The following is a 25,560-nucleotide window of genomic DNA, read 5'->3' on the forward strand; positions in this document are numbered from 1 at the left end:
GTAACCGGGTCTCTCGGGTTCGCTGCGCGAACCGGCACGAGACTACTCTCGACCCATGTCACCGAAGCGCCGCCTCGTCCCGGCTGCCCTCCTGATCTCCCTGACCGCCCCGGTCGCCGTCCTGTTCGTTGCCCTCAGCCCGGTGTCCGCCCAGGCTGCCGTGACCGCGGACGACCAGATCACGGCGTACACCGCGGATGTGACCCTGTCGAAGGCCGGTCAGCTGCAGGTCAAGGAGACCGTGGACCTGGCCGCCGGCGGTACGACCTTCAGCCGGACGCTGGCGACCCGGGTCCGGGCCGACGCCGACCGCGACCGTACGTACGACATCAAGGACGTGTCCGCGACGGTGAACGGGCAGCCCGCGCAGGGCTTCCAGAACCAGAGCGTCGACGACGGCCGCAAGCTGACGCTGAACGTCTCCGGGAAGTCCCAGATCGTCTACAACTACACCGTGGACAACGTGGTCGCCGACTCGGTCGACGGTCGCGAGGTGAGCTGGCCGGTCGTGCAGGGCTTCGGCGTGTCGATCCCCGAGGCCAAGCTGAACATCAGTATCCCGTTCGCGACCTGGGTGACCTGCTTCGCGGGCCGCACCGGGTCGAGCATGCCGTGTACGACGTCTCAGCTGGGGGAGTCCGCCGAGCTGGAGATCCAGCAGAACGGCGTACCGGCGGCGGGGCGCGTGACGTTCCTGACCGGGCTGAGCGACCAGGCCACGGTGCAGCCGAACGCGAAGTACACGACCCCGTGGTCGCTCAGCCGGGCCTTCACCGTCGACTCGACCACCGGCGGGCTCGCGATCCTCGTCTTCGGCATCGGGCTGCTCGGTGCGGTCGGCCTGTGGTTCTTCCGCGGCCGGGACGCCGCGAAGGTCGGGCACGGCGCGCCGGAGCGCCCGGTGCTCGACGGCGCCGACGGACCGCAGTTCGCCGCGCCGGACGGCATCCGGCCCGGCCAGGTCGGCACCGTGGTGGACGAGTCGGCCGACGTCGTCGACATCACCGCGACCCTGCTGGACCTTGCCGTACGCAACTACCTGACGATCGTCGAGCAGCCGCGGGACTCGCACTTCGGCAAGCTGGACTGGGAGCTCAAGCGGCTGCACCCGGGCGGCCCGGAGCTACTCGCGTACGAGAAGTCGCTGCTGGACGCGGTGTTCGCGGACGGCGACTCGGTCCTCGTGTCGGCCCTCGGGCACTCGCTGCGGCCGCGGCTCAACCTGGTCCGGGAGCAGCTGTACTCCGATGTCGTCACGCAGGGCTGGTTCAACAACCGCCCGGACGCCGTACGGAACCGCTGGACCACGGCCGGCGTGGTGCTGCTCGGTGCGGGCGTCGTACTGACCATCGTGCTCGCCGTCGTCAGCAAGTTCGCCCTGGTCGGGTTCGCGGTGATGGCGGCCGGTCTGGTGCTCGCACTGGTCGGCCAGGCCGCACCGGCCCGCACGGCGCGCGGTGCCGCCGTACTGGGCCGGGTGTTCGGCCTGCAGCACTACCTGGCCAACGAGACCTCCGCGGACCTGCCGCAGGGCAGCCGGCTCGAGTTCGCGTCCCGGTGCCTGCCGTACGCCGCCGTACTCGGGCTGACCGAGAAGTGGGCGCTGGAGATCGCCGCCACCGATGACGACGACGACCCGGACGAGGGCATCGGCTGGTACTCCGGCCCGGAGAACTGGCACCTTTCGAACATCGGCGAGTCGCTCAGCAACTTCGTCACGTCGTTCGGCGGCTCGTTGAGCAACGCGCGACGGCTGTTCGGTTGAGCCCGATGCCGTAGATGGTAGGACCTCGGCGCTGAAGCGACCGGGGAGCGTGCCATCTGAACTGGAGGTGTCGACCGGTGAGGTAGTGCACCTGAGCGTGATCGGCATCGCGCGTACGGTGTCTCGCCGGTGCTCTACCTGTCGACCGTGCACACGAACAGCCCGCCACGCGGTGTTGGGGAGACTCCGGGCGGGCAATCCACCCCAACCCCGATCGCCTCCGGACCCACACGTCCAGCACAAGAGCCGGTTGGCCTCTGAGATTGTGCCTTCGCCCCTGGCATGCAGTGGGCGAAGGCACAATGTGAGAGGTCAACCTCTGGTTGTGTCCGGAGGTCAGCTGACCCGGAGGTCTGCTGCGGTGAAGGTGTTGCAGGAGTTGGGCTGCTTGCTGTTGTAGCCCGCAACCGACCACTGGTAGTTGCTCACCCGGTTGCCGTGGTCGTGCCCGCGCGGCACCGCGTAGTCGTCACCCATGTGCGTGATCAGGATCTTCCAGTTCGCCAGCAACGGGCCGGACATCGGGGTGAACGGCGCATTCGCGCCGAGGTAGACCGCGCCCAGGCAGGTCGCCTGCAGCTCACGCCGGCGGCTCTCGGTCAGCTGCTGGGTCGCGTTCATGCTCTTCTGCCGGCTCAGCGACGAGGCGAGGATCCCGCTCAGCTTCTGCACGTGGTGCCCGTACTCGTGGGCGAACGTGTTCAGCATGACCGCCCGGGCGTAGACCGGGTTCTTCGTGTAGTTCACGTTGTCGACCGTGAACGGCAGGTAGATGGTCTCGTTCGCCAGGCAGTACGCCGCCCGTGCGCTGCGCTGGATCCCGCACGGCGACGACAGCTTGCCGACGTACACGACCGCCTTCGGGTTGCGGAACGGCAGGTTGGCCTTCTTCATCGCCAGCCACCACGTGTGGTTGAGGCACGGCAGCAGCCGGTTGTAGTACTGCTGCGCAGCCGCGACAGTGACCGGCGCGAACGGCGGCTCCGCACACTTCGACGCAGCCACCGGGCCGATCGTGTAGAGCCGGCTCCCCTTCACCACCTCGTCGACCGTCGGCCCACGCGGCCCGGACGGCGACGGCGAAGACGGACTCGGCGAAGGCGACTGCGAAGGCGACTCCGAAGCGGGCACCGACGGCGTCTGCTTCGCCTCCGCATCACCACCACCGACGCTCCGCACGATCAACGTGATACCGGTCCCCAGTACGAGCACTGCCAGCGCAACAATCCCGATCAGCAACGGCCGCGTGAGCTTCTTCTTCCGCCTCCGCCGCCCACCCGGCGGCTGCGGAATGGGAATCGGCGGATACTGCCAGGTAGGCGCCTGCTGCACCCGCTGCCCCATAGGCCCAACCTGCCCACCCTGAGAGCCCGGCGCACCCTGCCCACCCTGAGAGCCCGGCGCACCCTGCCCACCCTGCACACCCAGCCCGGGTTGCCCACCGTGAGCACCCTGCCCACCCTGCCCCGACTGACCGGCTTGCCCGGACCACCCGGCCTGCGCCGACTGCGCGCCCTGCGGTGCGGAGTGCCGCCCGCCGCCCTGCTGGTTCTGGGGCGGCAGCGCATTACTCCACGGCGAAGCCGGCTGCTGCTCCTGATTCCCCTGCGCCCCCCACAGATAAGACCCCTCAGAATGCGGCCCCGCCTGCTGCCGAGGCCCTTGCTGCGAAGGCGAAGCCTGCCAGGCACTCGACTCCGACTGCCCGGCCGCCCCACCAGTCTGCAAGGTCCAAGACTGACTCCCCCAAGAACCCCCCGCCTCACCACCCTGCGAGGCACCGCCGCGCGAGCCGCCCTGGGAGCCACCACCGTGCGCACCATCGCTCTGGGAGCTACCGCCGAGCGCACCATCGCTCTGGGAGCGACCGCCGAGCGCACCATCGCCCTGGGAGCTACCGCCGAGCGCCTGCCCCGCCGACGAGCTGCCCGCCTGCGAGCTGCCGCCCACCGCAGGCCCCGTCTGCGAGCCGCCGCCCTGCGGGCTACCGCCCCACATCCCACCCGCCTGCGAGCCGCCGCCCTGCGAGCTGCCGCCGTGCGTCTCATCGGACTGCGACGCCCACGGGGACTTCTGCTGCCCGGACCCGTCCGCGTACGAGCCGTCCCGCGTAGTACCTGACGTGCCGCCCTCCGACGTACGGGAGCTGCTGGCAGACGACGTACCGGAGGCGGCCGAACCCTCCTGCGACTGACCTGCACCGGACTCAGGCGGCTCAGACCAAGACGGCCGCGACTGCCACGGATCCGGGCTACCGGCTCCGGACTGCCCCTGGTTCGGCTGCCACAACTCGGAGGAAGCCGACCCAGACTCACCCGAACCCGGCTCAACCTGCGACCACGACGGCGTGGAAGGAGCCCAGTCCGGATTCGACTGCCAAGCCTCCTGCTCACCCCCCGCCTGCCCACCACCGAACCAACCAGACCCAGCCTGCCCAGAGCCGGGCTGACCGGGGCCCGGCTGCCCAGGGCCGGGCTGACCGGAGCCCGGCTGACCGGGACCGGGCTGACCGGGACCGGGCTGACCGGGACCGGGCTGACCAGCACCGGGCCGGTTGGAGTCGAGGTTGCCGGCCCCCGGCTGACCCCAGCCAGGCTGACCAGCACCGAACTGCTCAGAACCACCCTGACCCCGACCAGACGCACCAGCACCAAAGGGGCTCGGCCCGGACTGCCCCGAGCCGAACTGCCCCGAGCCGAACTGCCCCGAGCTGAGCTGCCCGGAGCCGCGCTGACCTGCGCCTGACTCACCTGGGCTGGACGGGCCGGTACCAAACTGCCCTGGTCCGGACTGGCTCTGGCCCGACTGGCCAGAGCCGAACTGCTCAGAACTTGACGGACCGGGACCAGTCTGACCTGGGCCTGACCGCGCGGAGCCGAACTGCCCTGAGCCGGGTTGACCTGGGCCAGGTTGACCTGAGCCGGGTTGACCTGAGCCGGGTTGACGTGGGCCGGGTTGACCGGAGCTGAACTGCCCGGAGCCGGGTTGGCCTGGACCGGACTGAGCTGGGCCGGGCAGAGCTGGGCTGAATGGGTCGGAGTTGGGCCGGCTGGGAGCTTGCTGGCCGGGACCGTACTGGCCCGGGGCGTACTGGCCTGGGGCGGGCTGGCCTGGCCTGGGGGCGCCTTGGCCGGGGGTGGAGGTGGGGCGGCTGCCTGGGGGCTGGATGGTGTCCGGCTGGTCGGGGTGTTCTCGGCGGTTGGGGTCCCAGCCGCCGTCGAACCAGTTGTTGGCGGGGGCGTCGGACTGACCCGGGCTCTCGAACTCGCGCTTGGCCTCGTTGTCGCCGCTCCACCAGCCGGAGGACTGACCTTCGCCGGCACCCGGCTGACCATCGCCGGAAGCAGGTGCTTGCGGCCCGCGGTCGTTGTCCCGCGCCCCGAACCACCCACCGGACGAACCCTGCCCGCCACCAGCACCACCAGCACCACTGGAGCCATCCTGACCGGCCGCACCCGAACCGCTCGCCTCAGGCCCACGCCGGGAAAACCAGCTCTCCCCAGAACCTTGCTCAGAACCCTGCCCAGCACCCGACTGCGCAGCACCCGATCGCCCAGCACCCGACTGCCCGGCGCCCGACTGTCCAGGACCTGCAGAGCCGCCTTGCACCGGACCAGCACCGTAACCACCGGAACCGGAACCACCAGGCCCACCCGGACGGCCGGAGCCCGTGCTGCCCGGACCGCCTGCGCCAGGACCACCCGCACCGGCGCTGCCGGGAGCGCCCGTACCTGCGGCGCCGGGGCCGCCCGTACCTGTGCTCCTGGGACCGCCTGGGACGGAGCCGCCGGAGGTGCGGACGTGCTGGGCGGGGGTGCCGGAGTTGTGCTGACCGGAGCCGTAGCCGCCCGGTCCGCCGGGGGCGGAGTTGCTCGGACCGCCGGGGCCGGAGATGCCTTGGCCGGTCGAGCCGGAGGCGCGTGCGTTGCCGGAGGCGAAGCCGCCCTGCCCAGGGCCGTAGCTCCCGGGCCTGCTCGCGCCGCCGGGGCCGGGCGTGTCTGGGCCGGCGGGATCGGATGTGCCCGGGCCAGATGTGCCCGGGCCGGATGTGCCCGGGCCGGATGTGCCCGGGCCGGATGTGCCCGGGCCGGATGTGCCCAGGCCGGATGTGCCCGGATCGGATGTGCTCGGGTCGGATTTCTCTGAGCCGGATGTGCTCGGGTCCGAGGTGGCCGGGGCTGAGGTTGGGCCCGCGGGGGTGGGGTGGGCGGGAACGGGCTCCTGTGGGCGGTCCGGCTGGGGGTCAGCCGGGTCGCTCCCCGGGGGCTGGTTCCTGTTGTCCGACATCGATGCTCCTCACGACCTTGCTTGGCGTAGCTCGTTGGTGGGGCGTCGAAGCCGCCTCCCCCGGCACATACTTTGCGCGATCCGGACCAACCAGGCTAGCTAGTTCGGCCAGTCGGTTGCCAGGAGTGATCGGACCGTGTTCTCACTGGACCTTGCCGGCCGAGGCGGCCCAGGTGTTGCAGACGCGTGGGTCGCGGCCGTTGTAGCCGCGCAGGGCCCAGTACTGGTGGTTGTTGGCGTCGCCGTGGTCGTTGTTCAGGTCGGTGGTGTGACCGATCAGCCAGCGCCATTGGACCTGGGACTGCCCGGTGACCGGGTAGCTGCTCCGGTTCGCGCCGATGAAGATGTCCGAGAAGCACGACGCCTGGAGTTCGAGCCGACGGCTGTCCTGGAGTTCCATCGCGTAGTTCGGCCGCTCGTAGCGGATCCGCGCGTACGCCTGCAGGATTCCCATGTTGTTCTGTACGTGGTGCCCGTACTCGTGGGCCATCTGGTGCAGCATCCACATCCGCGCCCACACCTTCTGGTAGCTCTGCGGGTACCGGTTGTAGTTGCCGGTGTCCTCGGTGAGGTTCATGTAGATGGTGTCGTTCGTACCGCAGAAGAACGGCGGGTTCGAGTCCACGTGCGTACCGCATGGTGACGACACCGACCCGCTGAACGTGATCACGTGCGGCGCCCGGAACCGTCCTCCGGCCTTGGCGACAACGGGGGCCCACGCCTTGTTCAGACAGGCCAGCAGGTTGTTGTAGTTCGCCCTGGCGCCGGCCGCGCTGTTCGGCCGTGCGCCCGACTCCCTGCAGTGCACCGACGACATCACACCGGCCTTGTACAGGCTGTTCTTGACCACCAGGTCACTGTCGGTCGGACCGGACTTGGTCGTCGTCGGCGTCGTGGTCGTCGTCTGCCGGCTGGCCGTAGGACGGGTCGGCTGCCTCGTGGGCTGTGTGGTGGTCGGCACACCCCGGGTCGACGGCGCCTCGGTCGGTTCCGTGGGCTGGGTCGGGCTGTACGTCGTCGTGACGCTCGGCTCGGACGACGGGTCGCCGCCGCCCTTCAGCGCCGACGAGAGCGCCTTCAGCGCCGTACCGCCGATCACCAGCACGCCGAGCACGACCAGTACGGCGATCAGTGCGCCGCGGCCCTTCTTCTTCGGCGGCTGTGGTCCGCCGGGCGGGGCGCCCCAGCCGAACTGCTGCTGCGGCGGCTGTCCCTGCCCGTGGAACGGCTGCCCCGGAAACGGTTGCCCTGGGTAACCAGGAGGTCCTTGTCGCGGCGGTCCCTGCGGAGGCCCTTGGTACGGCGGTCCCTGCGGGGGCCCTTGGTACGGCGGGCCTTGCTGAGGACCTTGCGGCGGCCGCCCGGGCGACGGTGTTCCGCCGTACCCAGGCCCCTGCTGCCACGGCTGCTGTGGCTGCTGCGGTGGGTACTGCTGACCGGGCGGTGGTCCCCATTGGTTGCCTGACACGTCCGCGACGCTACCGGAGTGCGGGCTCAACTTCGGCAGCGGTCGGGGTGCCCCGTTGGTTGCCTGACACCCGCCAGACGCTAGGGTGCCCGGTGTCAACCTGACCCTCTCTCTACGGTGTGATTGGGCGATGCGTCTACGTCTCCTCGGGCTATCCCTCTGTGCCCTCGGCCTGCTCGGCCTGTCCGCTGTCCCCGCGGGCGCGGCCGCTTCCGGCGCAGCCGCCGGAAGCAGCGCGACCGCCGACCCGGTGGTCACCAACTACGACAGTCAGGTCCGGGTCGAGCGTGACGGCCTCCTCCGGGTATCGGAGACCTGGAAGCTGAGCAACGTGAACGGGACCTTCACCCGGTTCGTCGTGACCCGTGACCACCTCGACAACGACATCGATCACGTCCAGGAGATCGGTGACCTGCAGGTCAAGGCCGGCGGCCAGGACAAGAAGACCGAGGTGAAGACGGACGGCGACGTCACGTCGATCGCCGTACCGGACGTGACCAGCAGTACGACGCAGCTCGACTTCACGTACACGGTGAAGGGCGCGGTGTCGAAGACCCTGGACGGCACCGAGGTGCAGTTCGCGCCGCTCACCGGGATCAGCATCCCGGTGCAGGAGGTGAACACGGTCTTCAGCGTCCCGGACGTCACGCACGTGGCCTGTTTCGCGGGCCCGGTGGACAGCAACGTCCCGTGTTCGCTGGCGCAGCTCGGCGAGACCTCCGGCCCGACGTTCAAGCAGACCGCGCTGCCGCCGGGCAACACGGTCCGGATGATCGTCGGCTTCCCGAAGGACCAGATCGCGGCGAACACGATCGTCGAGTACCGGCACACGTTCAAGCGCGCCTTCTCCACCGACGCCGCGCAGCTGATCACCGCCCTGCTTCTGCTGCTGCTCGGCGCCATCGCGCTCGGCGTCCTGTACCGGCTCCGCGGTCGCGACCAGGTGGACCCGCGGCGCGTCGTCCCGGCGTCGCTGTTCAGTCTTGGCACCGACGCGCGGATCGACTTCACGCCGCCGTCCGACCTGCGGCCCGGTGAGGTCGGCACGCTGATCGACGAGCGGATCGACCCGGTCGACGTGACAGCGACGATCATCGACCTCGCGGTCCGCGGCCACATCACGATCACCGAGCTGGACAAGCGCAGCGAGTTCGCCCGCGCCGACTGGGAGCTCCGCCGGGTCGCCAACGCGCCGGCCGAGGAGCTGCACCGGTACGAGAACGTCCTGATCCGGGCGATCTTCGGCGACGCCGACTCGGTACTGGTCTCCGAGCTCGGCAAGCAGGTCCGCGCCGGTCTCGAGCAGGTCCAGGACGCGCTGTACGACGGTGTCGTGAAGCGCGGCTGGTTCACCGAGCGCCCGGACCGGACCCGCTCGCTGTGGGCGACGATCGGGATCGGGACCACCGTGGTCGGTGTGGTCGCGACCGTGCTGCTGGCGCTGGTGTCGACCTGGGGTCTGCTGGGCATCGCGATCACGCTGATCGGCGTCGGGCTGCTGGTGGTCGGCCGCTACATGCCGGCCAAGGCCCCGGCCGCCGGCCGTGTGCTCGGTCAGGTCGCCGCGATCCGCGGTGAGCTGCTGGAGATGGACGTCAGCGAGCTCCCGGCCGACCAGGCGGTCGACCTGTGCTCGCGGGCGCTGCCGTACGCCGTCGTGCTCGGCGGCTCGAGCCGCTGGATCGACGCACTGGTTGCCACCGACACCACGCCGGGCGTGGAGGACGAAGGCTTCCCCTGGTACCGCGGCCCGAGCGGCTGGCACCTGCAGTACCTGCCGGACTCGCTCCGCAACCTCACCACGAACCTGACCGGCGCACTGTTCGACCGCTGACAACGCTCACAACGTCCGAAGATCTGAGGGCTGTAGGCCACAGATCTTCGGACGTTGTCGTTTCACCAGTTGTGTTGCGGGTCAGCGGGTGCGGGGAGGGGCGTGTTCTCCGGGTGGATCACGTAGACCAGTCCGCCCGAGTGCGGCACCCACGCGTTCTCGAACGCGGTCCGGTCGTACGTCGTACGCACCTGGTCGTCGCTGGCGATCAGGTGCGACGCCGGGTCGTTGACGACCACGTTGCCGGCCTGGTCGAACCCGACGATCACCATCAGGTGCCCGTTCGTCCCGTACCCCGCGCCAGGCAGGTCGCCCTTCTTGAACGACAGCGACGCGATCAGCGGGATCCCGGCCTTGATGAACCGCTCCGCCTCGGTCAGCGACCGCAGCCGCGTGACGAACGCGTCCACTCCGCGGGAGCCGGCGTACGCCGTGTTGAACGGCCAGTTGCCCGCCCCGTCGTACGAGTAGTCGAACACCGAACGCGCCGAGTGGTCCACTTGCGGATCCGGATCGGACGGGTCGACCCAGGACGTCTCGGCCCGCGTCGGGCCGGCGCCCCAGTAGTCGAGGACCATCGCGGTCGAGGTCGCCGAGCACCACGCCTCACCGCCGCCGTCCCACTGCGGGTAGTGGCCGACGTGGGTCTCCTGCGAGTACGTCGGTACGTCGAGCGTGATGCCCTCCGCGCCGCCGAGGGGGCTGACGGCAACCTTCTTGTCGGACGGCAGCCGGGACGCCATCGCGCCGACGGAGCGGACCACGGGGGACGTCGTCGTACCGCTCAGCCGGTACAGCGTGACCTTCAGCTGCCAGCGGTCCAGCCACTTGCCGGTCGCGGCCTGAAAGGTGTCGACGGCAACGGATCCGTCGGCGTCGCCCTGGCTCGGCACCGAGGTCCGGTGGATGTCGCCGGCGCCGGTGTCGTCGCCGCCGGACCAGCGACCGAGCACGTACCACTTGGTGGTCGTGCCGAGGTTCGTCGTACCGGCCATCGACACCTCGACCCAGGTGCCGGGCGGGGTGGTGGCGTTCCAGGACGCGACCAGTTCGGTCAGCCCGAAGCCGGTGCTGACGTGCGGCGACACCCAGCTCGTCCGGTCGTAGGACTTCGCGGTGCCGTCGCCGAACGGGTCGACGTACGACGTGGTGCCGGTCGACGTACCGAACGTAAGGGCGCCGTCGGAGACCGTCGTACCGGACGGCTCGCCGGCCAGGAAGTCCGCGGTCGACGTCCAGCTCCGGTACGCGATCTCGCGCGCCGGAGCAACCTTGACGGCCTGGCTCGGCAACGTGCCGGCACTGAGCACGGCCACCCCCAGCATCAGAGCGGTAATGGAACGGGCCCCATGACCCGGCATCAGCACAGTCATGAATCGACGGTAGACGCCTCGGCAGTTGCTGTCATGGCGTCGGCGTGCCGCGGCAAGAAATTTACGAGCGGTCGTCCCACTCGGTGTAGAGCATCGCGAAGACCAGTTCATCGGTCCACTCGCCCTTCAGGTACTCGTTCTGCACGAAATGCGCCTCCTGGCGCAGCCCGAGCCGCTGCAACAGCTTCACCGAGCCGGTGTTGCGGGCGTCCAGCCGGGCGATGATGCGGTGCAGGCCGAGCTCCTCGAATCCGAGGCGCAGCAGCTCCACGGAAGCCTCCGCGGCGTACCCGTGGCCGTGCGACTCCGGGTGGAAGACGTACCCGATCTCGCCGGTGCGCTGCTCGGTGCTGTTCAGGAACAGCGTGACCTCACCCAGGTGCCGGCCGGTGTCCCGCAGGATCACGGCGACGGTGAGCGCTTGACCGTCTACGTCCATCGGGACATCGGCCAGCCGGCCGGTGAGGGCCTCCTTGACCTGCTCAGGCGTCCGTACGTCGTACAGCAGGAACCGGGTGACGTCCGGGTTGGACTGCAGCTTCAGCAGGTCGTCGTAGTCGGTCTCGACGTAGCGTCGAAGGATCAGGCGGTCGGTCTCGATCGGCAGCGAGTAGCTCATCGATCGAGACTAAGCGACCGCCGCAACCCCTTTAGCCGTTGGCCAGTGCCTGCAGTCGGCTGTAGTCGCCGTTGAACCGGTCCTGGTCGATAGGCGTCGAGCTGTACTGCCAGATGGTGTGGAACGGCCAGCCGCCCGGCAGCGTGCCCGGGGAGGAGGCGTACTTCGCCACCCACAGCGGGTTCGTCGAGTTGAAGGCGCTGCTGTTACCGGTGCAGCGGCTCCACCAGTCCAGGTTCGTGTAGATCGGCACGTCCCGGCCGGTCGTCGCCTTGTAGGTGTTGGCGAAGTCGCGGATCCAGCTGACCATGGAGGCCGCGCTCAGCCCGTAGCAGGTGGCGCCGTACGGGTTGTACTCGATGTCGAGGGCACCCGGCAGCGTCTTGCCGTCCTTGGACCAGCCACCGCCGTGCGCCAGGAAGTACGTCGCCTGGTTCGCACCGCTGGAGTCGTTCGGCGTGGCGAAGTGGTAGGCGCCGCGGATCATCCCGACGTTGTAGGACCCGTTGTACTGCTGGGCGAAGTACGGGTTCGTGTAGTAGTTGCCTTCGGTCGCCTTCGTGTAGGCGAACCGCTTCCCGGCGTTCCACTGACCGGCCCAGTCGACGTTGCCCTGGTAGCTGGCCACGTCGATACCTTCGACGGTGGCGGCCGGTGCCAGCACGGCCGGCGTGGCGGCTGTGCTGCTGGTCTTGGTGTTCGTCCAGCCCATGTAGCCGCCGCCGGCAAGGGTGATTCCGTGCTGGCGGGCCTGCGTGGTTGGCTGGTGGATGGAGCTTGCTTGGGCGGAGCCGACCGAGGCCATCAACAGGCCAAGGGTTACGGCGGCACCCGTGAAAAGGGCGGACTTCACGGTTTCCTCCAGAGCGATATGAGGGGCGGACAAAGCGCTCGGCGGGGTTATTACCCAGTTTCGGAGGAAATCAACCCTTTACTCCTTCTGTTTGGTGATCATTTACCGGACGTACGTCGGTGACGCCGTGAACGTGTTGCACCCCCGCGGGCTCCGGGTACTGAACCCGGCGTCCGCCCAGCGCGGGATGATCGCCCGGCTGCCGTGGTCGCGCTGCGTGCCGTACTCGTCGCCCTGGTGCGAGTGCAGGTAGTCGAGCTGGCTCTTGAACGCCCCGGAGATCCTGTAGCTGCTCCTGTTCGACCCCATGAACACGTTGCCGAAGCAGGTCGCCTGGATCTCCAGCCGGCGGCTCATCTCCAGCGACTTGTCCCCGGAATACTCGTACCGGAGGTTGCTGTCGGCCTGCAGGATGCCCACCATGTTCTGTACGTGGTGCCCGAACTCGTGCGCCACCGTGTCGGTCATCTCGGCGCGGACCCAGGCCATCGCGTAGCTGTTGTTGCTGTACTGCTGGTAGTACTTGATGTCGGATCCGGCGTCCATGTAGATGGTGCGGTTCGAGCTGCAGTAGAAGGAGCTCGGCGCGCTGCCGCCGCAGGGGCTCGTCGCGGAGCCGCTGAACGCGACCAGGTTCGGCGGGACGAAGCGTCCGCCCGCCAGCCGTACCTGCTTCGGCCAGGCGCGGACCAGGCAGGAGATCAGGTTCGTGTAGTACTTGCGGGCGTTCGCCGCGGAGCTCGGGCGGGCGCCCGACTCCCTGCAGTTCACCGTGGACATCACGCCGGACCGGTAGATCTTGTTCCGGGCAACCAGGTCGAGGTCGGACGGGCCGGTTGGGGTGGTCCGGGTCGTGCTCGGCTCGGTCGTCGTCGTGGTCCTGGCCGGCTGCGTCGGGCGGGTGGTCGCCGGGGCGGACGTCGTCGCGGGTTCGGTCGGGTACTCGGTCGCAGTCGGCTGCGGTTGGGTGTAGGTGTCGTGCCCGTTGTGCTTGAGGATCGCGCTCACCAGGAACAGGCCGACGGCGCCGAACAGCACGACCAGCGGTACGACGACGAAGACTGCCTTGCTCTTCTTCTTGGGAGGCGGCGGGCTGAACCCGAAACCACGGCCCTGCGGCGGTCCCCAGTTCGGCGGGCCGGGCGGCGGGCCGTACTGAGGCCCACCCGGGTACTGCGGGGGACCGGCGTACTGCTGCGGCGGACCGGCGTGCTGCTGCGGGCCGACGTACTGCTGTGGCGGTGGGTACTGCCCTGGCGGCGGCCCGTACGGCCCTTGGTTCGACAACTGACCCGTCCTCCCGGAGATGTGCTGTGGATATCTTGTCAAGGGTCAGTGCCACTTCCCGTTACCCTTGACCGGTGACACTTCGCTTGTACGACACCGCAACGGCAGCAGCGAGGGATTTCGAGCCGGTCCATCCGGGCAAGGTCGGGATCTACCACTGCGGGCTGACGGTGCAGGGTGCCCCGCACGTCGGGCACATCTACAAGGAAGTGGTCTTCGACGTCCTGCGCCGCTGGCTGGAGCGCTCCGGCTACGAGGTGACCGTGATCGCGAACGTCACGGACATCGAGGACAAGATCCTCGCCAAGTCCGCCGAGCGCGGCATCCCGTGGTGGGCGCACGCCTACGAGTTCGAGCGCGAGCTGCACTGGGCGTACGACGTGCTCGGCTGCCGCCCGCCGACGTACGAGCCGCGCGCCACCGGGCACATCCCGGAGATGGTCGAGATGATCGAGCAGCTGATCGACCGCGGCCATGCGTACGTCGCGCCCGACGGGTCCGGCGACGTCTACTTCGACGTCCGCTCCTGGCCGGAGTACGGCGCGCTCTCGCACCAGAAGATCGACGACATGGAAGCCGCCGAGGACGCGGACCCGCGCGGCAAGCGTGACCCCCGCGACTTCGCGCTCTGGAAGGGGTACGTCGAGGGCACCCCGCGGACCGCCTCGTGGCCGACGCCGTGGGGCCGCGGCCGCCCGGGCTGGCACCTGGAGTGCTCCGCGATGGCCGGGAAGTACCTCGGCGACGAGTTCGACATCCACGGCGGCGGGCTGGACCTGCGGTTCCCGCACCACGAGAACGAGCTGGCCCAGTCGACCGCGGTCGGGCAGAAGTTCGCCCGGTTCTGGATGCACAACGCGCTGGTCACCACGGCCGGCGAGAAGATGTCGAAGTCGATGGGCAACAGCGCCGTCGTGCGGAACGTGGTCGAGCGGGTGCGCCCGATCGAGCTGCGCTACTACCTCGTGCAGTCGCACTACCGGTCGGTCGTCGAGTTCTCGTTCGAGGCGCTCGACGAGGCCGCGAAGAGCTTCCAGCGGCTCGAGGGTTTCGTGGACCGGGCCACCGAGGTGACCGGCGCAGTCGAGCCGGCGGCCGGGCTGCCGTCGGACTTCGTCGCCGCGATGGACGACGACCTCGGTACGCCGGCCGCGATCGCCGTGCTGCACAACACCGTCCGCGACGGGAACAAGCTGGTCGCGGACGGCGACTCCGCGGCGTTGCGCGAGGCGCTCGCCTCGGTGCGCGGGATGCTCGGCGTGCTCGGGCTGGACCCGTTGGCCGAGCCGTGGGTGTCGCGGACCGGTGGCAGTGATGAGCTGACCGAGGTCGTCGACGGGCTGGTGAAGGCCCTCCTCGAGCAGCGCCAGGCAGCCCGCCAGCGGAAGGACTACGCCGCCGCCGACGCGGTGCGCGATCGGCTGAAGGCACTCGGCGTCGTCGTCGAGGACACTCCGCAGGGACCCCGCTGGTCTCTCGCGGCAACTACTGACGAAGGAAACTGACGTGCCAGGCAGCAGCCAGCGCAAGGGAGCCATCCGGAAGAAGCCGCGGGGCAACCCGACGGCCGGTTCCGGCGGCCGGGTCCGCCGCGGTCTCGAGGGCAAGGGCCCGACGCCGAAGGCGGTGGACCGGGTCAAGCACCCCGCGCACAAGCGGGCGAAGGCGGCCGAGCGCTCGAAGGAACGCGACCAGCGCACCAGGCGTCCGGCGCGCAAGGACGCCGACTCGACGGTCGAGTGGGTGTACGGGCGGAATCCGGTCGTCGAGGCGCTCCGGGCCGGCGTCCCGGCCTCCGCGCTCCATGTTGCCGAAGGCACCGAACGGGACGCCCGGCTGCGCGAGGCGCTGCTGGTCGCGGTCGAGACCGGCGTCTCCGTGCTCGAGGTGCCGCGGTCCGAGCTGGACCGGGTCACCGCAGGCGGCTCGCACCAGGGTGTCGCGCTGCAGATCCCACCGTACGAGTACGCGCACCCCGACGACCTGCTGCAGCGGGCGTACGACGCGAAGGAGGTGCCGCTGATCGTCGCGCTCGACGGCGTCACGGACCCGCGCAACCTCGGCGCGATCACGCGGTCGGCGGCCGCGTTCGGCGCCCACGGTGTCGTCGTACCGGAACGCCGTACGGCGTCGATGTCGGCGTCGGCGTGGAAGACGTCGGCGGGCGCCGCGGCCCGGATCCCGGTCGCCCGGGCCGGCAACCTGAACCGGGCGCTCAAGTCCTACAAGGACGCCGGTCTGCTGGTGATCGGCCTGGACATGAACGGTGAGGTCGAGCTCCCCGAGTTCGAGGCCGCCACCGAGCCCGTCGTCCTGGTGATCGGCTCCGAGGGCAAAGGCCTGGCCCGCCTGGTCCGCGAGAACTGCGACCTGATCGTCTCGATCCCGATGACCAGCGCCACCGAATCCCTCAACGCCGGCATCGCCGCCGGCGTCACCCTCTACGAGATCTCCCGCCGCCGCGCGAGCTGAATCGAGCAGCGACCTTGATGTAGCTACATGATGTAGTTACATCGGTGGTGGTATGAGAACGATCGGACTGCGGGAGCTCAACCAGAACCCGTCGAAGGCGGTGGCGCGGGTGCGGGCCGGCGAGACGATCGTCGTGACCGACAGAGGTCGTCCGGTGCTTCGGTTGGTTCCCGAGGACGCGTGGCCGGGTGTCCTGCAGCACCTGCTGGACTCCGGCGAGGTGACGCCGCCTGCAGAGCTCGGGATGCCGGACCTGATGCTGGAACTGGCGCCCGAGGTCGGCAGCCTGTCCGACCTGCTGATCGAGGATCGGGACAAGGAGCGGCGCAGGTGATCTACCTGGATTCCTGCGCGTTGCTGAAGTTCATCAAACCGGAGGCCGAGTCGGCCGCCCTCCGTGCTTGGCGCTCCGGGTTGTCCGCGGATACCGAGCTGGTGACCAGTGAGCTGGCGAGCCTGGAGATCACGCGTACGTTGCTAGGTGCAGGGGTGGACCACCAGCGAGTGCCGTACTTCGCGGCGCAAGCGGTTCGCGGTGTGTACCTCGCGGACCTCACCTCGACAGTGCTCGGTCGGGCAATGGCTTACCGGACGGCGAAGCTGGGCTCGCTTGATGCGATTCATCTGGCGAGCGCCGAACCGTTCCGCCCGGAGCTGTCGGAGTTCGTTACCTACGACAAGGAGCTGAGTGCGGCGGCTGAGGAACTCGGGTTTCCGGTGCTGTCGCCGGTCTGACAGCTGACGGCGCCCCGGGCCGGGTGGCCCGGGGCGCAGTTTGCTGGATCAGTAGACGCTCACGCCGTAGCGGGAGAGGGCTTCGGTGACGGGCTGGAAGTAGGTGGTGCCGCCGGAGGTGCAGTTGCCGGAGCCGCCGGAGGTCAGACCGAGGGCTACGGTGCCGGCGAAGAGGGCGCCGCCGGAGTCGCCGCCTTCGGCGCAGACGTTGGTCTTGATCAGGCCGCTGACGGTGCCTTCGGCGTAGTTCACCGTGGCGTTCAGGCCGGTGACGGTGCCGCTGTGGACGCCGGTGGTGCTACCGCTGCGCTTGACCGCCTGGCCGACGGACGCGTTGCCGGCGGACGTGATGTCCTGCGAGGAGCCGTTGTACAGGTCCACCGTTCCGGGGTGGTTCGTGTACGACGCGCTGTACTGCACGATCGCGTAGTCGTTGCCCGGGAAGCTCGAGTCGTACGTCGTCCCGAGCAGCGTGGTCTTGGCGGAGTTCGAGTACCAGCTGGATGCGATGTTGCCGCAGTGGCCCGCGGTCAGGAAGTAGTACGTGCTGCCGCTGCGGACGTTGAAGCCGAGCGAGCAGCGGTACTGCCCGCCGTAGATGGCGTCGCCGCCGGCGATGAACTTGGTCAGCTTGCCGGACATCTTCTCGAGCTTGATCCGGCTGCCGAACTGCTTGGTCACGCCCGTCAGCTGCGCCAGCTTGGCACCGGTGACGGTGTTGTCGTACGAAACGATGATCCGGCCGTCGGGAGCGGTCTCCCACGCGGTACCCGGGATCGTCGCGTCCTCGCTCAGCGTGGATGTGATCGCGGCTGCGGAAAGAGTGGCCGGGTTGACCGGTGCGGCCGAGGCCTGCGTTGCCAGAAGTCCGGCGGCGGCAAGCCCGGCCGCGGCCAGGAGAGCGGTGGTACGGCGTAATGGGGACAGGTTCACGGTTTCAGCCTCCTCACGATGAGGACGCCTTCGGGGCGGGGCGTCCTTGACTTCAACCGTGACGAGTCCTACCCATAATCTCAGTGAGTATTCAGGCAATCTCGGAGCGTAGGGGAAACCTCCGCTCAGTAGATGTAGACCCCGTACGCGTTCAGCGCCTGCACGACCGGCTGGAAGTACGTCACGCCACCCTGTGTGCAGTCACCGGAACCACCGGACGTCAGCCCGAAGGCGTACTGCCGGTAGAACAGCGGGCCGCCGGAGTCGCCCGGCTCGGCGCAGACGCTGGTCTGGATCAGGCCGACCACACGGCCGTCGCCGTAGTTCACCGTGGCGTTCAGCCCGGTGACCCGGCCGCTGTGCAGCCCGCTGGTGGCGCCGGAGCGGTACACCAGCTGGTTGAGGCCCGGGTTCATCGCCTTGGTGATGTCCTGCGAGCGGCCGTTGTACAGGTACACGCTGCCGCCCGGCGGCTTCGTCTTGATGTCGGTCCGGTACACGACCAGCGAGTAGTCGTGGTACGGGTACGTGGCGTTCCAGACCGCGCCGGTGTAGACCTTGTGCGCCTGGTCCTGGTACCAGCGGGCAGCGTCGACACCGCAGTGGCCCGCGGTGAGGAAGTAGTACTTCCCGCGCCGTTGCACGTTGAAGCCGACCGAGCACTTGTAGTTGCCGCCGAACGTCGCCATGCCGCCGCTGATGTACTTCTGCAGCTTGCCGGGCAGCTTCTCCATCTTCACGTTGGTACCGAGCTGCTTGGCCAGGCCGGTCAGCTCGGTCAGCTTCGTACCGGTGACCGTGGAGTCGTACGACACCACGACGGTGCCGTCCGGCTTCGTCAACCACGCCGTACCCGCGGTGTGGATCTGGTCGTTCAGAGTGGCGGTGATCGCCTTGGCGGACAGCCGAGGCGGCTGCACCGGATCAGCCCCGGCCGGCGCGGCGGCGGTGAGGGCGAGCGCGGCGGCCGCCACCACGGCCGCAGTTCGTCGGAGAGATTTCATGGTCATCAGCCTTCCGGGGCGTACGGCTCTGATGCACGAGATGGCAGCAAGAGGACGGTTTCCCACCCTAAGGGGATGGTCGGTTCAGTCGAGGCGCAGGGAGTGCAGGACGAAGGAGGCTAGTTCGCGGTACGCCTCGGCGTCGTTCAGGCCGGTACGGCGGGCGATGTCGCCGCGCTGGATCGCCTGCATGGTGTGCGCGATCATCTCGGCCGCGAACGCGATGTCGACCTGCCGGAACGTCTTGTGGTTGATGCCGTCCTCGATCAGCTGCCGGACCCGCTCGGCGGCGATCCGGGTGTTCCGCTCGTACACCGACCGCGCCGGCGCGAACGTCGCCACGTCGTCGAGGAAGGTCCGGCTGGCCGGCCGGAGCGCGTCCGCGACCGCGCCGAGGTAGGCCGCGATCCGCCGGTCGTGCCGGGTCTGCCGGACGACCGCGGACTCCACCTGGGCGGTGGCATTCTTGAAGTAGTGCTTGACCACCTCGACGGCGAGCTGTTCCTTGCTCGGCGCCAACGCGTACAGGGTCGTCTTGCTGCAGCGCAGCTCGGCGGCCAGGTCGTCCAGCGTGAACCGGCTGAACCCTTGCTCGAGGAACAGGGACAGGAGTCGGTCCAGCAGCTCGGACTGCCGGCGGGTACGTCGGCCCGGAACGACTGTTGTCATATCGAGACAGCATAGAACGATACTCAGGTAGGTGCTTCAGTATCATTCCTAGTATCATTTTCGTCAGCTGTTGAGAGGGGTTTCTGATGGCTGTCGACCGGCTCCTGCCCACTGACGAATCCGTTGACCTGCTCGCCCTGGTCCGGGACCTGTGCGAACACGAACTGGCTCCGCATGCCGCGCACGCCGAGGAGACCGAGGCGTTCCCGCGGGACGCGTTCCGGACGCTCGGCAAGGCCGGCCTGCTCGGCCTGCCCTATCCGGAGCAGTACGGCGGTGCCGAGCAGCCGTACGAGGTGTACCTGCAGATGCTCGAGGAGATCGCGTCCGCGTGGATGTCGGTCGGCGTCGGCGTCTCCGTGCACACGATGACGTCGTACGGGCTGGCCACGTTCGGTAGCGACGAGCAGAAGGCCCGGCTGCTGCCGGACATGGTCGGCGGCGAGCTGCTCGGCGCGTACGCGCTGTCCGAGCCGCAGGCCGGGTCCGACATCAGCTCGATGACCACCCGCGCCGTCCGCGACGGGGACTCGTACGTGCTGAACGGTACGAAGGCGTGGATCAGCCACGGTCCGTACGCCGACTTCTTCACCACGTTCGCCCGTACGTCGGACGACCGGAAGCAGGGGATCTCCGCGTTCCACGTGCCGGCCGGCGTCGACGGCCTGAGCTTCGGCGCCCCGGAGCGGAAGATGGGGCTGACCGGATCCACCACGACGCTGGTCAACTACGACGACGTGCGCGTCCCGGCGGCGAACCTGATCGGCGCGGAGGGTGACGGGATGCGGATCGCGCTGTCCGCGCTCGACTCCGGGCGGCTCGGGATCGCGGCGTGCGCGGTCGGCCTCGCGCAGGCGGCCCTCGACCTCGCCACGTCGTACGCGCTCGAGCGGCAGCAGTTCGGGCAGTCGATCGCGGACTTCCAGGGGATCCAGTTCCTGCTCGCCGACATGGCGGCCGCGGTCGAGTCCGGGCGGGCGACGTACCTGCACGCGGCGCGCCGGCGCGACCTGGGCCGGACGTTCACCCGGGAGGCCGCGATCGCGAAGCTGGTCTGCACGGACGGGGCGATGAAGGTCACCACCGACGCGGTCCAGGTGCTCGGTGGGTACGGTTACACCCGGGAGTTCCCGGCCGAGCGATACATGCGCGAGGCCAAGGTGACCCAGATCTTCGAAGGTACGAACCAGATCCAGCGGCTCGTCATCAGCCGTGACGTCTTGAGGAGTGTGGGATGAAGTTCAGCCCGTCCGATGTCGCCCTCGTCACCGGTGGTGGTTCGGGGCTCGGGGAGGCGACCGTACGGCGACTGGCGGCGGACGGGCTCGGCGTGGTGATCGTCGACCTGCCGTCGTCCGCGGGCAAGGCGATCGCGGACGAGCTGGGCGACCGGGTGGTGTTCGCGCCGGCCGACGTCACCGACGAGGCCGCCGTGACCGCTGCGCTGGATGCTGCCGAGGCGCTGGGAACGCTGCGTGCGGTGGTGAACTGCGCCGGTGTCGCGACACCCGGCCGGGTGGTCGGCCGCAAGGGCCCGTTGCCGCTGGCAACTTTCCGGCAGGTGATCGAGATCAACCTGATCGGCACCTTCAACGTACTCCGGCTCGCGGCCGAGCGGATGATCGCGTCCGAGCCGTCGGCGGACGGCGACCGCGGCGTCGTGGTGATGACCGCGTCGATCGCGGCGTACGACGGCCAGATCGGGCAGGCGGCGTACGCGTCCAGCAAGGGCGCCATCGTCGCGCTGACGCTGACCGCAGCGCGCGACCTCGCCGACAAGGGCATCCGGGTGATGACGATCGCCCCCGGCACCATGGAGACCCCGATGCTCGCCGGCCTCCCGGAGGAGACCCGCGCGGTCCTGGAGCAGCAGGTCCCGCACCCGTCCCGCCTCGGCAAGCCGACCGAGTACGCCGCGCTCGTCCGGCACATCCTCGACAACCAGCTCCTGAACGGCGAGGTCATCCGCCTCGACGGCGCCCTCCGCATGCCCCCGCGCTGATGCACGTCCCCGCGATCCTGCTCCGCATGGGTTCGCCGTTCCTCCAACTCTGGTGGCGAATCCGTAAGCCCACCACCTTCGGCGTCAAAGCCCTGCTACGGCTGCCGGACGGGCGTTTCCTGGTCGTTCGGCACTCGTACGCCGACACCCACCGCTGGGCGCTTCCCGGCGGCGGCTACAAGCCAGCCCGCGAAACTCCCGCGCAAGCCGCCGCTCGCGAGGTCCACGAGGAACTGGGCCTGGTCGTACCGGCCGACGCCTTCCAGATCATGCGCAGCACCGTCACGACCCTTGAAGGCAAACACGACACCCTCACGATCCTCACCGCCTGCGCTCCCGACGACTCCGTCACCCGCTCCGCGGAGATCGCCGAGGCCCGCTGGGTGAGAAACCTTCAGGAACTAGGGGATGCGCCGCGGTCCAAGTGGTTGCTTTCGGCCCTCATCGAATAACTGTCAGGCCACTACGAGCTGTGGGTCGTCTACAAGTAGGTCCAGTCGGAGTCCGTGTCCGGGTGGTTCGCCCCGGACACGGACTCCCTGCTCAGATCGGTGAGCTCAGTTCGAGCCAGCGGACGCCGTGCGCAGGGACGGTGGACCCGCGCTCGGTAGTGGGCGTGTCCGTCCACAGGTCGCGAGCCGGAGCTGGGAGATCGGCAGGCAGCGTTACCTCTCGGGATGCGGCGCCGGTCCAGAACAGCGCTGCGTAGGAGCGGTTGTTGCCTTGGGCGGTCCAGACGATCAGCTCACCGTCGTCCAGCGGCTCGCGGATGATTTCGCGGCCGTCGGACGAAGACCGCAGAAGTTCGGCGAGTGCTGGATTGGCCAGCAGCGCAAGGGTTTCCGGCGAGGTGGTGGGCAGATCGCCGCCCATCATCAGCGGCGAGCGGGCCATCACCCACAGCGTCAGCAGGGTCTTCTGCTCGTCGACGGTGAGTCGGCTCATCCGGTCGTCGCCGCGCTCGGCGCGGATGCCGATGTGGCCGAGCGGGAGCATGTCCGCGTCCGCCCAGCCGCCGTCCTGCTGGAACGGCGCCCAGCGCGCCAGCCGGGCGAACTGCGCGTGCACGTCCTCCCACCGGTCCCACAGGTCGTCCGAGATCCGCCACAGCTGAGCGTTCGCCCGCAGGTGGTCCAGGTGATGCGTGGACAACTGGGTGCCCGGCGACAGCGACAGCACGATGTCCCGCCCGCTCCGCTCGATCGCCTGCGCGTACGCCGCGATCTCGCGGTCCTGGTACGGCGCCAGCATGTCGTCGGCCTTGACGAAATCCACACCCCACTCGGCGAACTGCGCCACCTGCGCGTCGTAGTACGCCTGCGCGCCGGGATGGTCGGGGTCGAGCCCGAGGTTGTCCGGGTTCCACGTGCAGACGTGCTCGTGGTCCGCGACGTCGCGGGCCGTCCACTCGGTCCCGTACACCGGCAGGTCCAGCTCGACCGCCCGCCGCGGGATCCCGCGCATGATGTGCAGCCCGAACTTCAGCCCGAGCGCGTGCACCTGCGCGGCCAGCGGCCCGAAGCCGGCGCCGTCCACGGCTGAGGGGAACCGCGACGGCGCCGGCAGTTGGCGGCCGTAGCCGTCCAGGACGACCGGCGCGTTCTCGTTGTACCCGTGCGACCGCGCGGTCGGGTCGTACCAGGCGATGTCCACGACGATCGTGTCCCAGCCGAACGGCAGCAGCTGGTCGTGCATCACCTGCGCGTTGGCCAGCACCTCGTCCTCGGTCACCGTGGTGCCGAAACAGTCCCAGCTGTTCCAGCCCATCGGCGGCGTCACCACTCGGCGAGCGATCCGTCGTCGTGCCGCAGCAGGGGTGATCGCCAGCGGTGCGGCTCCGCGGCCGCCGCCCGGACGACCTCCTCGTTGACCTCGATACCCAGTCCGGGACCGGTCGGGCGTTGCACGTGGCCGTCGGTGAACGCGAACACCTCCGGATCCACCAGGTAGTCGAGCAGCGCGTTGCCGCCGCCGTACTCGATGCCGAGGCTCTGCTCCTGGATCAGGAAGTTCGGGATCGCGAAGTCGATCTGCAGGCTGGCGGCCAGCGTGATCGGCCCGAGCGGGCAGTGCGGCGCGACGCTCACGTCGTACGTCTCGGCGAGCGCGGCGATCCGGCGGACCTCGGAGACGCCGCCGGCGTGCGAGATGTCCGGCTGGGCGACCGCGATCCCGGTGGGCAGCACGTCCCGGAAGTCCCAGCGGGAGAACAGCCGCTCGCCGATCGCGATCGGGATGCTGGTCGACTCGGTGATCCGGCGCAGGTCACGGGAGAACTCCGGGGTGACCGGCTCCTCGACGAACATCGGCAGCAGCGGCTCGAGCAGCGGCAGGATCTGCCGGGTGGCCGCCGTACTGAATCGGCCGTGGAAGTCCAGGGCGATGTCGATACCGTCGCCGAGTGCGTCCCGGAGCGCCTCGACCCGGCTGACCGCGGCCCGGAGTTGCGCGGCCGACGGGATCGGCGGCAACGCCTCGGACAGGTTGAGCTTGAGCGCGGTGAAACCCTTCGCCACCTTGGCCTGTGCCTCGTCGACCAGCTGGGCGTTGTCGCGGCCGTGGACCCAGGTGTAGACCCGCGCCCGCTCGCGGACCGGCCCGCCGAGCAGCTCGTGCACCGGGACCTCGTGGTACCGCCCCTTGATGTCCCACAGCGCCTGGTCGATCCCGGCCAGCGCACTCGACAGCACCGCGCCGCCGCGGTAGAAGCCGCCCTTCGCCATCACCTGCCAGTGCTCCTCGACCCGCAGCGGATCGGCGCCGACCAGGTACTCCATCAGCGCCGCGACCGCACCTTGCACGGCCTCGGCGCGGCCCTCGACGATCGGCTCACCCCACCCGCTGATTCCTTCGTCGGTGTCGATGCGCAGGAACTGCCAGCGCGGCGCCACCAGGAACGTTTCGTATCCGATGATCTTCACACGGCCTCACTTGGTTCGCGGTCGGGAGCGGAGAGCAGGGCGGCGACGAGCTGATCGGTCTGCCGAAGCACCAGGGCGGCGGCACCGGAGGCGCCGGCGCGGGCGCCGAGGTCGAGCTCGGCGGCGACCACCTCGGCGTCGCGGGTCAGGGTCATCGCGGTCCGGCGGAGGGTTGCGCGGATCGGCTCCAGGATCAGGTCGCCGGCCCGGGCGAGCTCGCCGCCGACGATGATCCGGGCCGGGTTCAGCAGGTTGCAGATGTTCGCGAGCACCCGGCCGGTCAGCTCACCGGCTTCACGGAGCGCTTGTAAGGTTTCCGGCTGTCCGTCCGCCGCGGCGGCGAGCAGCTCGTCGAGGCCGGCGTCCGCGCCGAGCACCGGCGCGAGCTTCGCGAGCACGGCCTGCAGCGATGCGTAGTGCACCAGGCAGCCGCGGTTCCCGCACGGGCACGGTGCGCCGGAGGTGTCCGCGGACAGGTGGCCGATCTCGCCGCCGCCACCGCGGGCGCCGCCGTGGTGAAGGTTGCCGTCGACAAGCATCCCGGACCCGATCCCGGTCGAGAGTCCGACATACAGGACGTCGGCGAGATCGCGGCCGGCGCCCCAGGTGAACTCCGCGACCGCCTCCAGGCGGGTGTTGTTCTCCACCAGCACAGGCACGGTGAGCCGGCGGCCGAACTCCGCCGCGACGTTGACCCCGGCCCACACCTGCCCCGGTAACGACGGACCGACCACGCCGGTCTGCAGGTCGAGCGGACCTGGCACGCCGATCGCGACGCCGACCAGGTTGGCGCGCTCCAGACCTGCTTGCGCGAGTAGCTCGTCGAGCAGCGTGAGCCCGGCGGTCAGCCGCTCCTGCCACGGCGTGTCCGGCGCTGCGCGCACGCCCTCGCTGGCGAGCGTCGCACCGGACAGGTCGGTGACGTGGCACCAGACGCGCTCGAGGGTGAAGTCGAGACCGGCGGCTGCGCCCGCCGCCGGGTTCGCGCGCAGGAAGCCGCGGGCCCGGCCGTCGACCTCGGACGCGTCGATCCCGGCCCGCTCGACCTGGTCGCCGATCACCTCGATCACCACGCCGCCGAGGATCAGGTCGGCGGTGATCGTCGACACCGTCGTCCGCGAGACGCCGCAGATCCGTGCCAGCTCCGCCCGGTGCAGTGCGCCGTGCTCCATGAGCGCGGACAGCATCCGTTCGGAGTTGGTGCGCCGTAGCGCTCGGAGAGATCCGGTGTCCTTCGCAGCCACGAGGTCGAGTATCGGCGATCCGGGGCACCGGAGTCAATTCAACTGACAATCTGTGTACGAAGACTTGACACAAACACCGAACTACTCGAACAAT

At 69.5% G+C, this 25,560-nt stretch carries 21 protein-coding genes; 9 read left to right on the plus strand and 12 right to left on the minus strand.

Annotation, left to right across the window (positions count from 1 at the left end):
- Positions 1-55 precede the first annotated feature (55 nt).
- The gene (locus tag JOF29_RS29030) at positions 56-1,765 is read left to right on the plus strand and encodes a DUF2207 domain-containing protein (RefSeq protein WP_209697584.1); all 1,710 of its coding nucleotides are present in this window, start codon (positions 56-58) and stop codon (positions 1,763-1,765) included.
- A gap of 336 nt (positions 1,766-2,101) precedes the next feature.
- Here JOF29_RS29030 and JOF29_RS29035 read toward each other — a convergent pair whose 3' ends face one another.
- Together JOF29_RS29035 and JOF29_RS45590 are read right to left on the minus strand one after the other, a co-directional pair.
- Entirely contained in the window at positions 2,102-3,109 is a 1,008-nt protein-coding gene (locus tag JOF29_RS29035; protein ID WP_209697585.1) for a neutral zinc metallopeptidase, read from the minus strand.
- Positions 3,110-6,194: 3,085 nt separating this feature from the next.
- The gene (locus tag JOF29_RS45590; protein WP_307863752.1) at positions 6,195-7,520 is read right to left on the minus strand and encodes a neutral zinc metallopeptidase; all 1,326 of its coding nucleotides are present in this window, start codon (positions 7,518-7,520) and stop codon (positions 6,195-6,197) included.
- 130 nt (positions 7,521-7,650) lie between these two features.
- Between JOF29_RS45590 and JOF29_RS29045 the strand changes: the two genes are divergently transcribed.
- The gene (locus tag JOF29_RS29045; RefSeq protein ID WP_209697586.1) at positions 7,651-9,354 is read left to right on the plus strand and encodes a DUF2207 domain-containing protein; all 1,704 of its coding nucleotides are present in this window, start codon (positions 7,651-7,653) and stop codon (positions 9,352-9,354) included.
- A 62-nt stretch (positions 9,355-9,416) separates the two neighbouring features.
- Here the strand turns inward: JOF29_RS29045 and JOF29_RS29050 are convergent, their stop codons facing one another.
- The 4 genes from JOF29_RS29050 to JOF29_RS29065 all read right to left on the minus strand — a co-directional run bounded on the left by JOF29_RS29050 (position 9,417) and on the right by JOF29_RS29065 (position 13,486).
- Positions 9,417-10,727, minus strand: a complete 1,311-nt coding sequence (locus JOF29_RS29050) for a C39 family peptidase (protein ID WP_245359565.1) — start codon at positions 10,725-10,727, stop codon at positions 9,417-9,419.
- Positions 10,728-10,788: 61 nt separating this feature from the next.
- Positions 10,789-11,346, minus strand: coding sequence for a GNAT family N-acetyltransferase (locus JOF29_RS29055; RefSeq protein WP_209697587.1), 558 nt, complete (start codon positions 11,344-11,346; stop codon positions 10,789-10,791).
- A gap of 31 nt (positions 11,347-11,377) precedes the next feature.
- Positions 11,378-12,199, minus strand: coding sequence for a lysozyme (locus tag JOF29_RS29060; RefSeq protein WP_307863753.1), 822 nt, complete (start codon positions 12,197-12,199; stop codon positions 11,378-11,380).
- Between the two features lie 102 nt (positions 12,200-12,301).
- Positions 12,302-13,486 (minus strand): neutral zinc metallopeptidase, encoded by a 1,185-nt coding sequence (locus JOF29_RS29065; RefSeq protein WP_209697588.1) that lies wholly within the window; start codon positions 13,484-13,486, stop codon positions 12,302-12,304.
- Positions 13,487-13,560: 74 nt separating this feature from the next.
- Here JOF29_RS29065 and cysS point away from each other — a divergent pair, with 74 nt between their 5' ends.
- Genes cysS through JOF29_RS29085 form a run of 4 tightly spaced genes read left to right on the plus strand, consistent with a single transcriptional unit; the run spans position 13,561 to position 16,693 of the window.
- The gene (gene cysS / locus JOF29_RS29070; protein ID WP_209697589.1) at positions 13,561-14,991 is read left to right on the plus strand and encodes a cysteine--tRNA ligase; all 1,431 of its coding nucleotides are present in this window, start codon (positions 13,561-13,563) and stop codon (positions 14,989-14,991) included.
- A gap of 1 nt (position 14,992) precedes the next feature.
- Positions 14,993-15,958, plus strand: a complete 966-nt coding sequence (gene rlmB, locus JOF29_RS29075; RefSeq protein WP_209697590.1) for a 23S rRNA (guanosine(2251)-2'-O)-methyltransferase RlmB — start codon at positions 14,993-14,995, stop codon at positions 15,956-15,958.
- 52 nt (positions 15,959-16,010) lie between these two features.
- Positions 16,011-16,292 carry a type II toxin-antitoxin system Phd/YefM family antitoxin gene (locus JOF29_RS29080; RefSeq protein WP_209697591.1) on the plus strand — a complete coding sequence of 94 codons (282 nt, stop codon included), beginning with the start codon at positions 16,011-16,013 and terminating at the stop codon, positions 16,290-16,292.
- A complete protein-coding gene (locus JOF29_RS29085) occupies positions 16,289-16,693 on the plus strand; it encodes a type II toxin-antitoxin system VapC family toxin (RefSeq protein WP_209697592.1) in 405 nt (134 codons plus the stop codon). The genes JOF29_RS29080 and JOF29_RS29085 overlap by 4 nt, the downstream gene beginning before the upstream one ends.
- 48 nt (positions 16,694-16,741) lie before the next feature.
- Here JOF29_RS29085 and JOF29_RS29090 read toward each other — a convergent pair whose 3' ends face one another.
- The 3 genes from JOF29_RS29090 to JOF29_RS29100 all read right to left on the minus strand — a co-directional run bounded on the left by JOF29_RS29090 (position 16,742) and on the right by JOF29_RS29100 (position 19,299).
- On the minus strand, positions 16,742-17,626 hold the full coding sequence (locus JOF29_RS29090) for a S1 family peptidase (protein WP_209697593.1): 885 nt from the start codon (positions 17,624-17,626) through the stop codon (positions 16,742-16,744).
- A gap of 125 nt (positions 17,627-17,751) precedes the next feature.
- On the minus strand, positions 17,752-18,630 hold the full coding sequence (locus JOF29_RS29095) for a S1 family peptidase (RefSeq protein ID WP_245359567.1): 879 nt from the start codon (positions 18,628-18,630) through the stop codon (positions 17,752-17,754).
- An 84-nt stretch (positions 18,631-18,714) separates the two neighbouring features.
- Positions 18,715-19,299, minus strand: a complete 585-nt coding sequence (locus JOF29_RS29100) for a TetR/AcrR family transcriptional regulator (RefSeq protein ID WP_209697595.1) — start codon at positions 19,297-19,299, stop codon at positions 18,715-18,717.
- Between the two features lie 86 nt (positions 19,300-19,385).
- On the opposite strand from JOF29_RS29100, the gene JOF29_RS29105 reads away from it, so the two are divergent.
- From JOF29_RS29105 to JOF29_RS29115, 3 genes are read left to right on the plus strand one after another with little or no spacing between them, the layout of a single operon-like run.
- Positions 19,386-20,537: an acyl-CoA dehydrogenase family protein gene (locus JOF29_RS29105; RefSeq protein WP_209697596.1), complete on the plus strand. Its 1,152-nt coding sequence runs from the start codon at positions 19,386-19,388 to the stop codon at positions 20,535-20,537.
- The gene (locus JOF29_RS29110) at positions 20,534-21,301 is read left to right on the plus strand and encodes an SDR family NAD(P)-dependent oxidoreductase (protein WP_209697597.1); all 768 of its coding nucleotides are present in this window, start codon (positions 20,534-20,536) and stop codon (positions 21,299-21,301) included. The genes JOF29_RS29105 and JOF29_RS29110 overlap by 4 nt, the downstream gene beginning before the upstream one ends.
- A gap of 26 nt (positions 21,302-21,327) precedes the next feature.
- Positions 21,328-21,753: an NUDIX domain-containing protein gene (locus tag JOF29_RS29115; protein WP_245359569.1), complete on the plus strand. Its 426-nt coding sequence runs from the start codon at positions 21,328-21,330 to the stop codon at positions 21,751-21,753.
- Positions 21,754-21,844: 91 nt separating this feature from the next.
- Here JOF29_RS29115 and JOF29_RS29120 read toward each other — a convergent pair whose 3' ends face one another.
- The 3 genes from JOF29_RS29120 to JOF29_RS29130 are packed head-to-tail and all read right to left on the minus strand — an operon-like array spanning position 21,845 to position 25,466.
- Positions 21,845-23,068 (minus strand): glycoside hydrolase family 27 protein, encoded by a 1,224-nt coding sequence (locus tag JOF29_RS29120; protein ID WP_209697599.1) that lies wholly within the window; start codon positions 23,066-23,068, stop codon positions 21,845-21,847.
- A gap of 8 nt (positions 23,069-23,076) precedes the next feature.
- A complete protein-coding gene (gene dgoD, locus JOF29_RS29125) occupies positions 23,077-24,222 on the minus strand; it encodes a galactonate dehydratase (RefSeq protein ID WP_209697600.1) in 1,146 nt (381 codons plus the stop codon).
- Positions 24,219-25,466: an ROK family transcriptional regulator gene (locus JOF29_RS29130; RefSeq protein ID WP_209697601.1), complete on the minus strand. Its 1,248-nt coding sequence runs from the start codon at positions 25,464-25,466 to the stop codon at positions 24,219-24,221. The genes dgoD and JOF29_RS29130 overlap by 4 nt, the downstream gene beginning before the upstream one ends.
- Positions 25,467-25,560: the final 94 nt, after the last annotated feature.

The organism is Kribbella aluminosa (assembly GCF_017876295.1).
GTDB lineage: Bacteria > Actinomycetota > Actinomycetes > Propionibacteriales > Kribbellaceae > Kribbella > Kribbella aluminosa.

What these genes read in the sequence shown, in the direction of transcription:
- JOF29_RS29030 (WP_209697584.1), top strand. Translation starts at nt 56, where the DNA reads ATGTCACCGAAGCGCCGCCTCGTCCCGGCTGCCCTCCTGATCTCCCTG.
- JOF29_RS29035 (WP_209697585.1), bottom strand. Translation starts at nt 3,109, where the DNA reads ATGGGGCAGCGGGTGCAGCAGGCGCCTACCTGGCAGTATCCGCCGATT.
- JOF29_RS29045 (WP_209697586.1), top strand. Translation starts at nt 7,651, where the DNA reads ATGCGTCTACGTCTCCTCGGGCTATCCCTCTGTGCCCTCGGCCTGCTC.
- JOF29_RS29050 (WP_245359565.1), bottom strand. Translation starts at nt 10,727, where the DNA reads ATGACTGTGCTGATGCCGGGTCATGGGGCCCGTTCCATTACCGCTCTG.
- JOF29_RS29055 (WP_209697587.1), bottom strand. Translation starts at nt 11,346, where the DNA reads ATGAGCTACTCGCTGCCGATCGAGACCGACCGCCTGATCCTTCGACGC.
- JOF29_RS29080 (WP_209697591.1), top strand. Translation starts at nt 16,011, where the DNA reads ATGAGAACGATCGGACTGCGGGAGCTCAACCAGAACCCGTCGAAGGCG.
- JOF29_RS29095 (WP_245359567.1), bottom strand. Translation starts at nt 18,630, where the DNA reads ATGAAATCTCTCCGACGAACTGCGGCCGTGGTGGCGGCCGCCGCGCTC.
- JOF29_RS29100 (WP_209697595.1), bottom strand. Translation starts at nt 19,299, where the DNA reads ATGACAACAGTCGTTCCGGGCCGACGTACCCGCCGGCAGTCCGAGCTG.
- JOF29_RS29105 (WP_209697596.1), top strand. Translation starts at nt 19,386, where the DNA reads ATGGCTGTCGACCGGCTCCTGCCCACTGACGAATCCGTTGACCTGCTC.
- JOF29_RS29110 (WP_209697597.1), top strand. Translation starts at nt 20,534, where the DNA reads ATGAAGTTCAGCCCGTCCGATGTCGCCCTCGTCACCGGTGGTGGTTCG.
- JOF29_RS29115 (WP_245359569.1), top strand. Translation starts at nt 21,328, where the DNA reads ATGGGTTCGCCGTTCCTCCAACTCTGGTGGCGAATCCGTAAGCCCACC.
- JOF29_RS29120 (WP_209697599.1), bottom strand. Translation starts at nt 23,068, where the DNA reads ATGGGCTGGAACAGCTGGGACTGTTTCGGCACCACGGTGACCGAGGAC.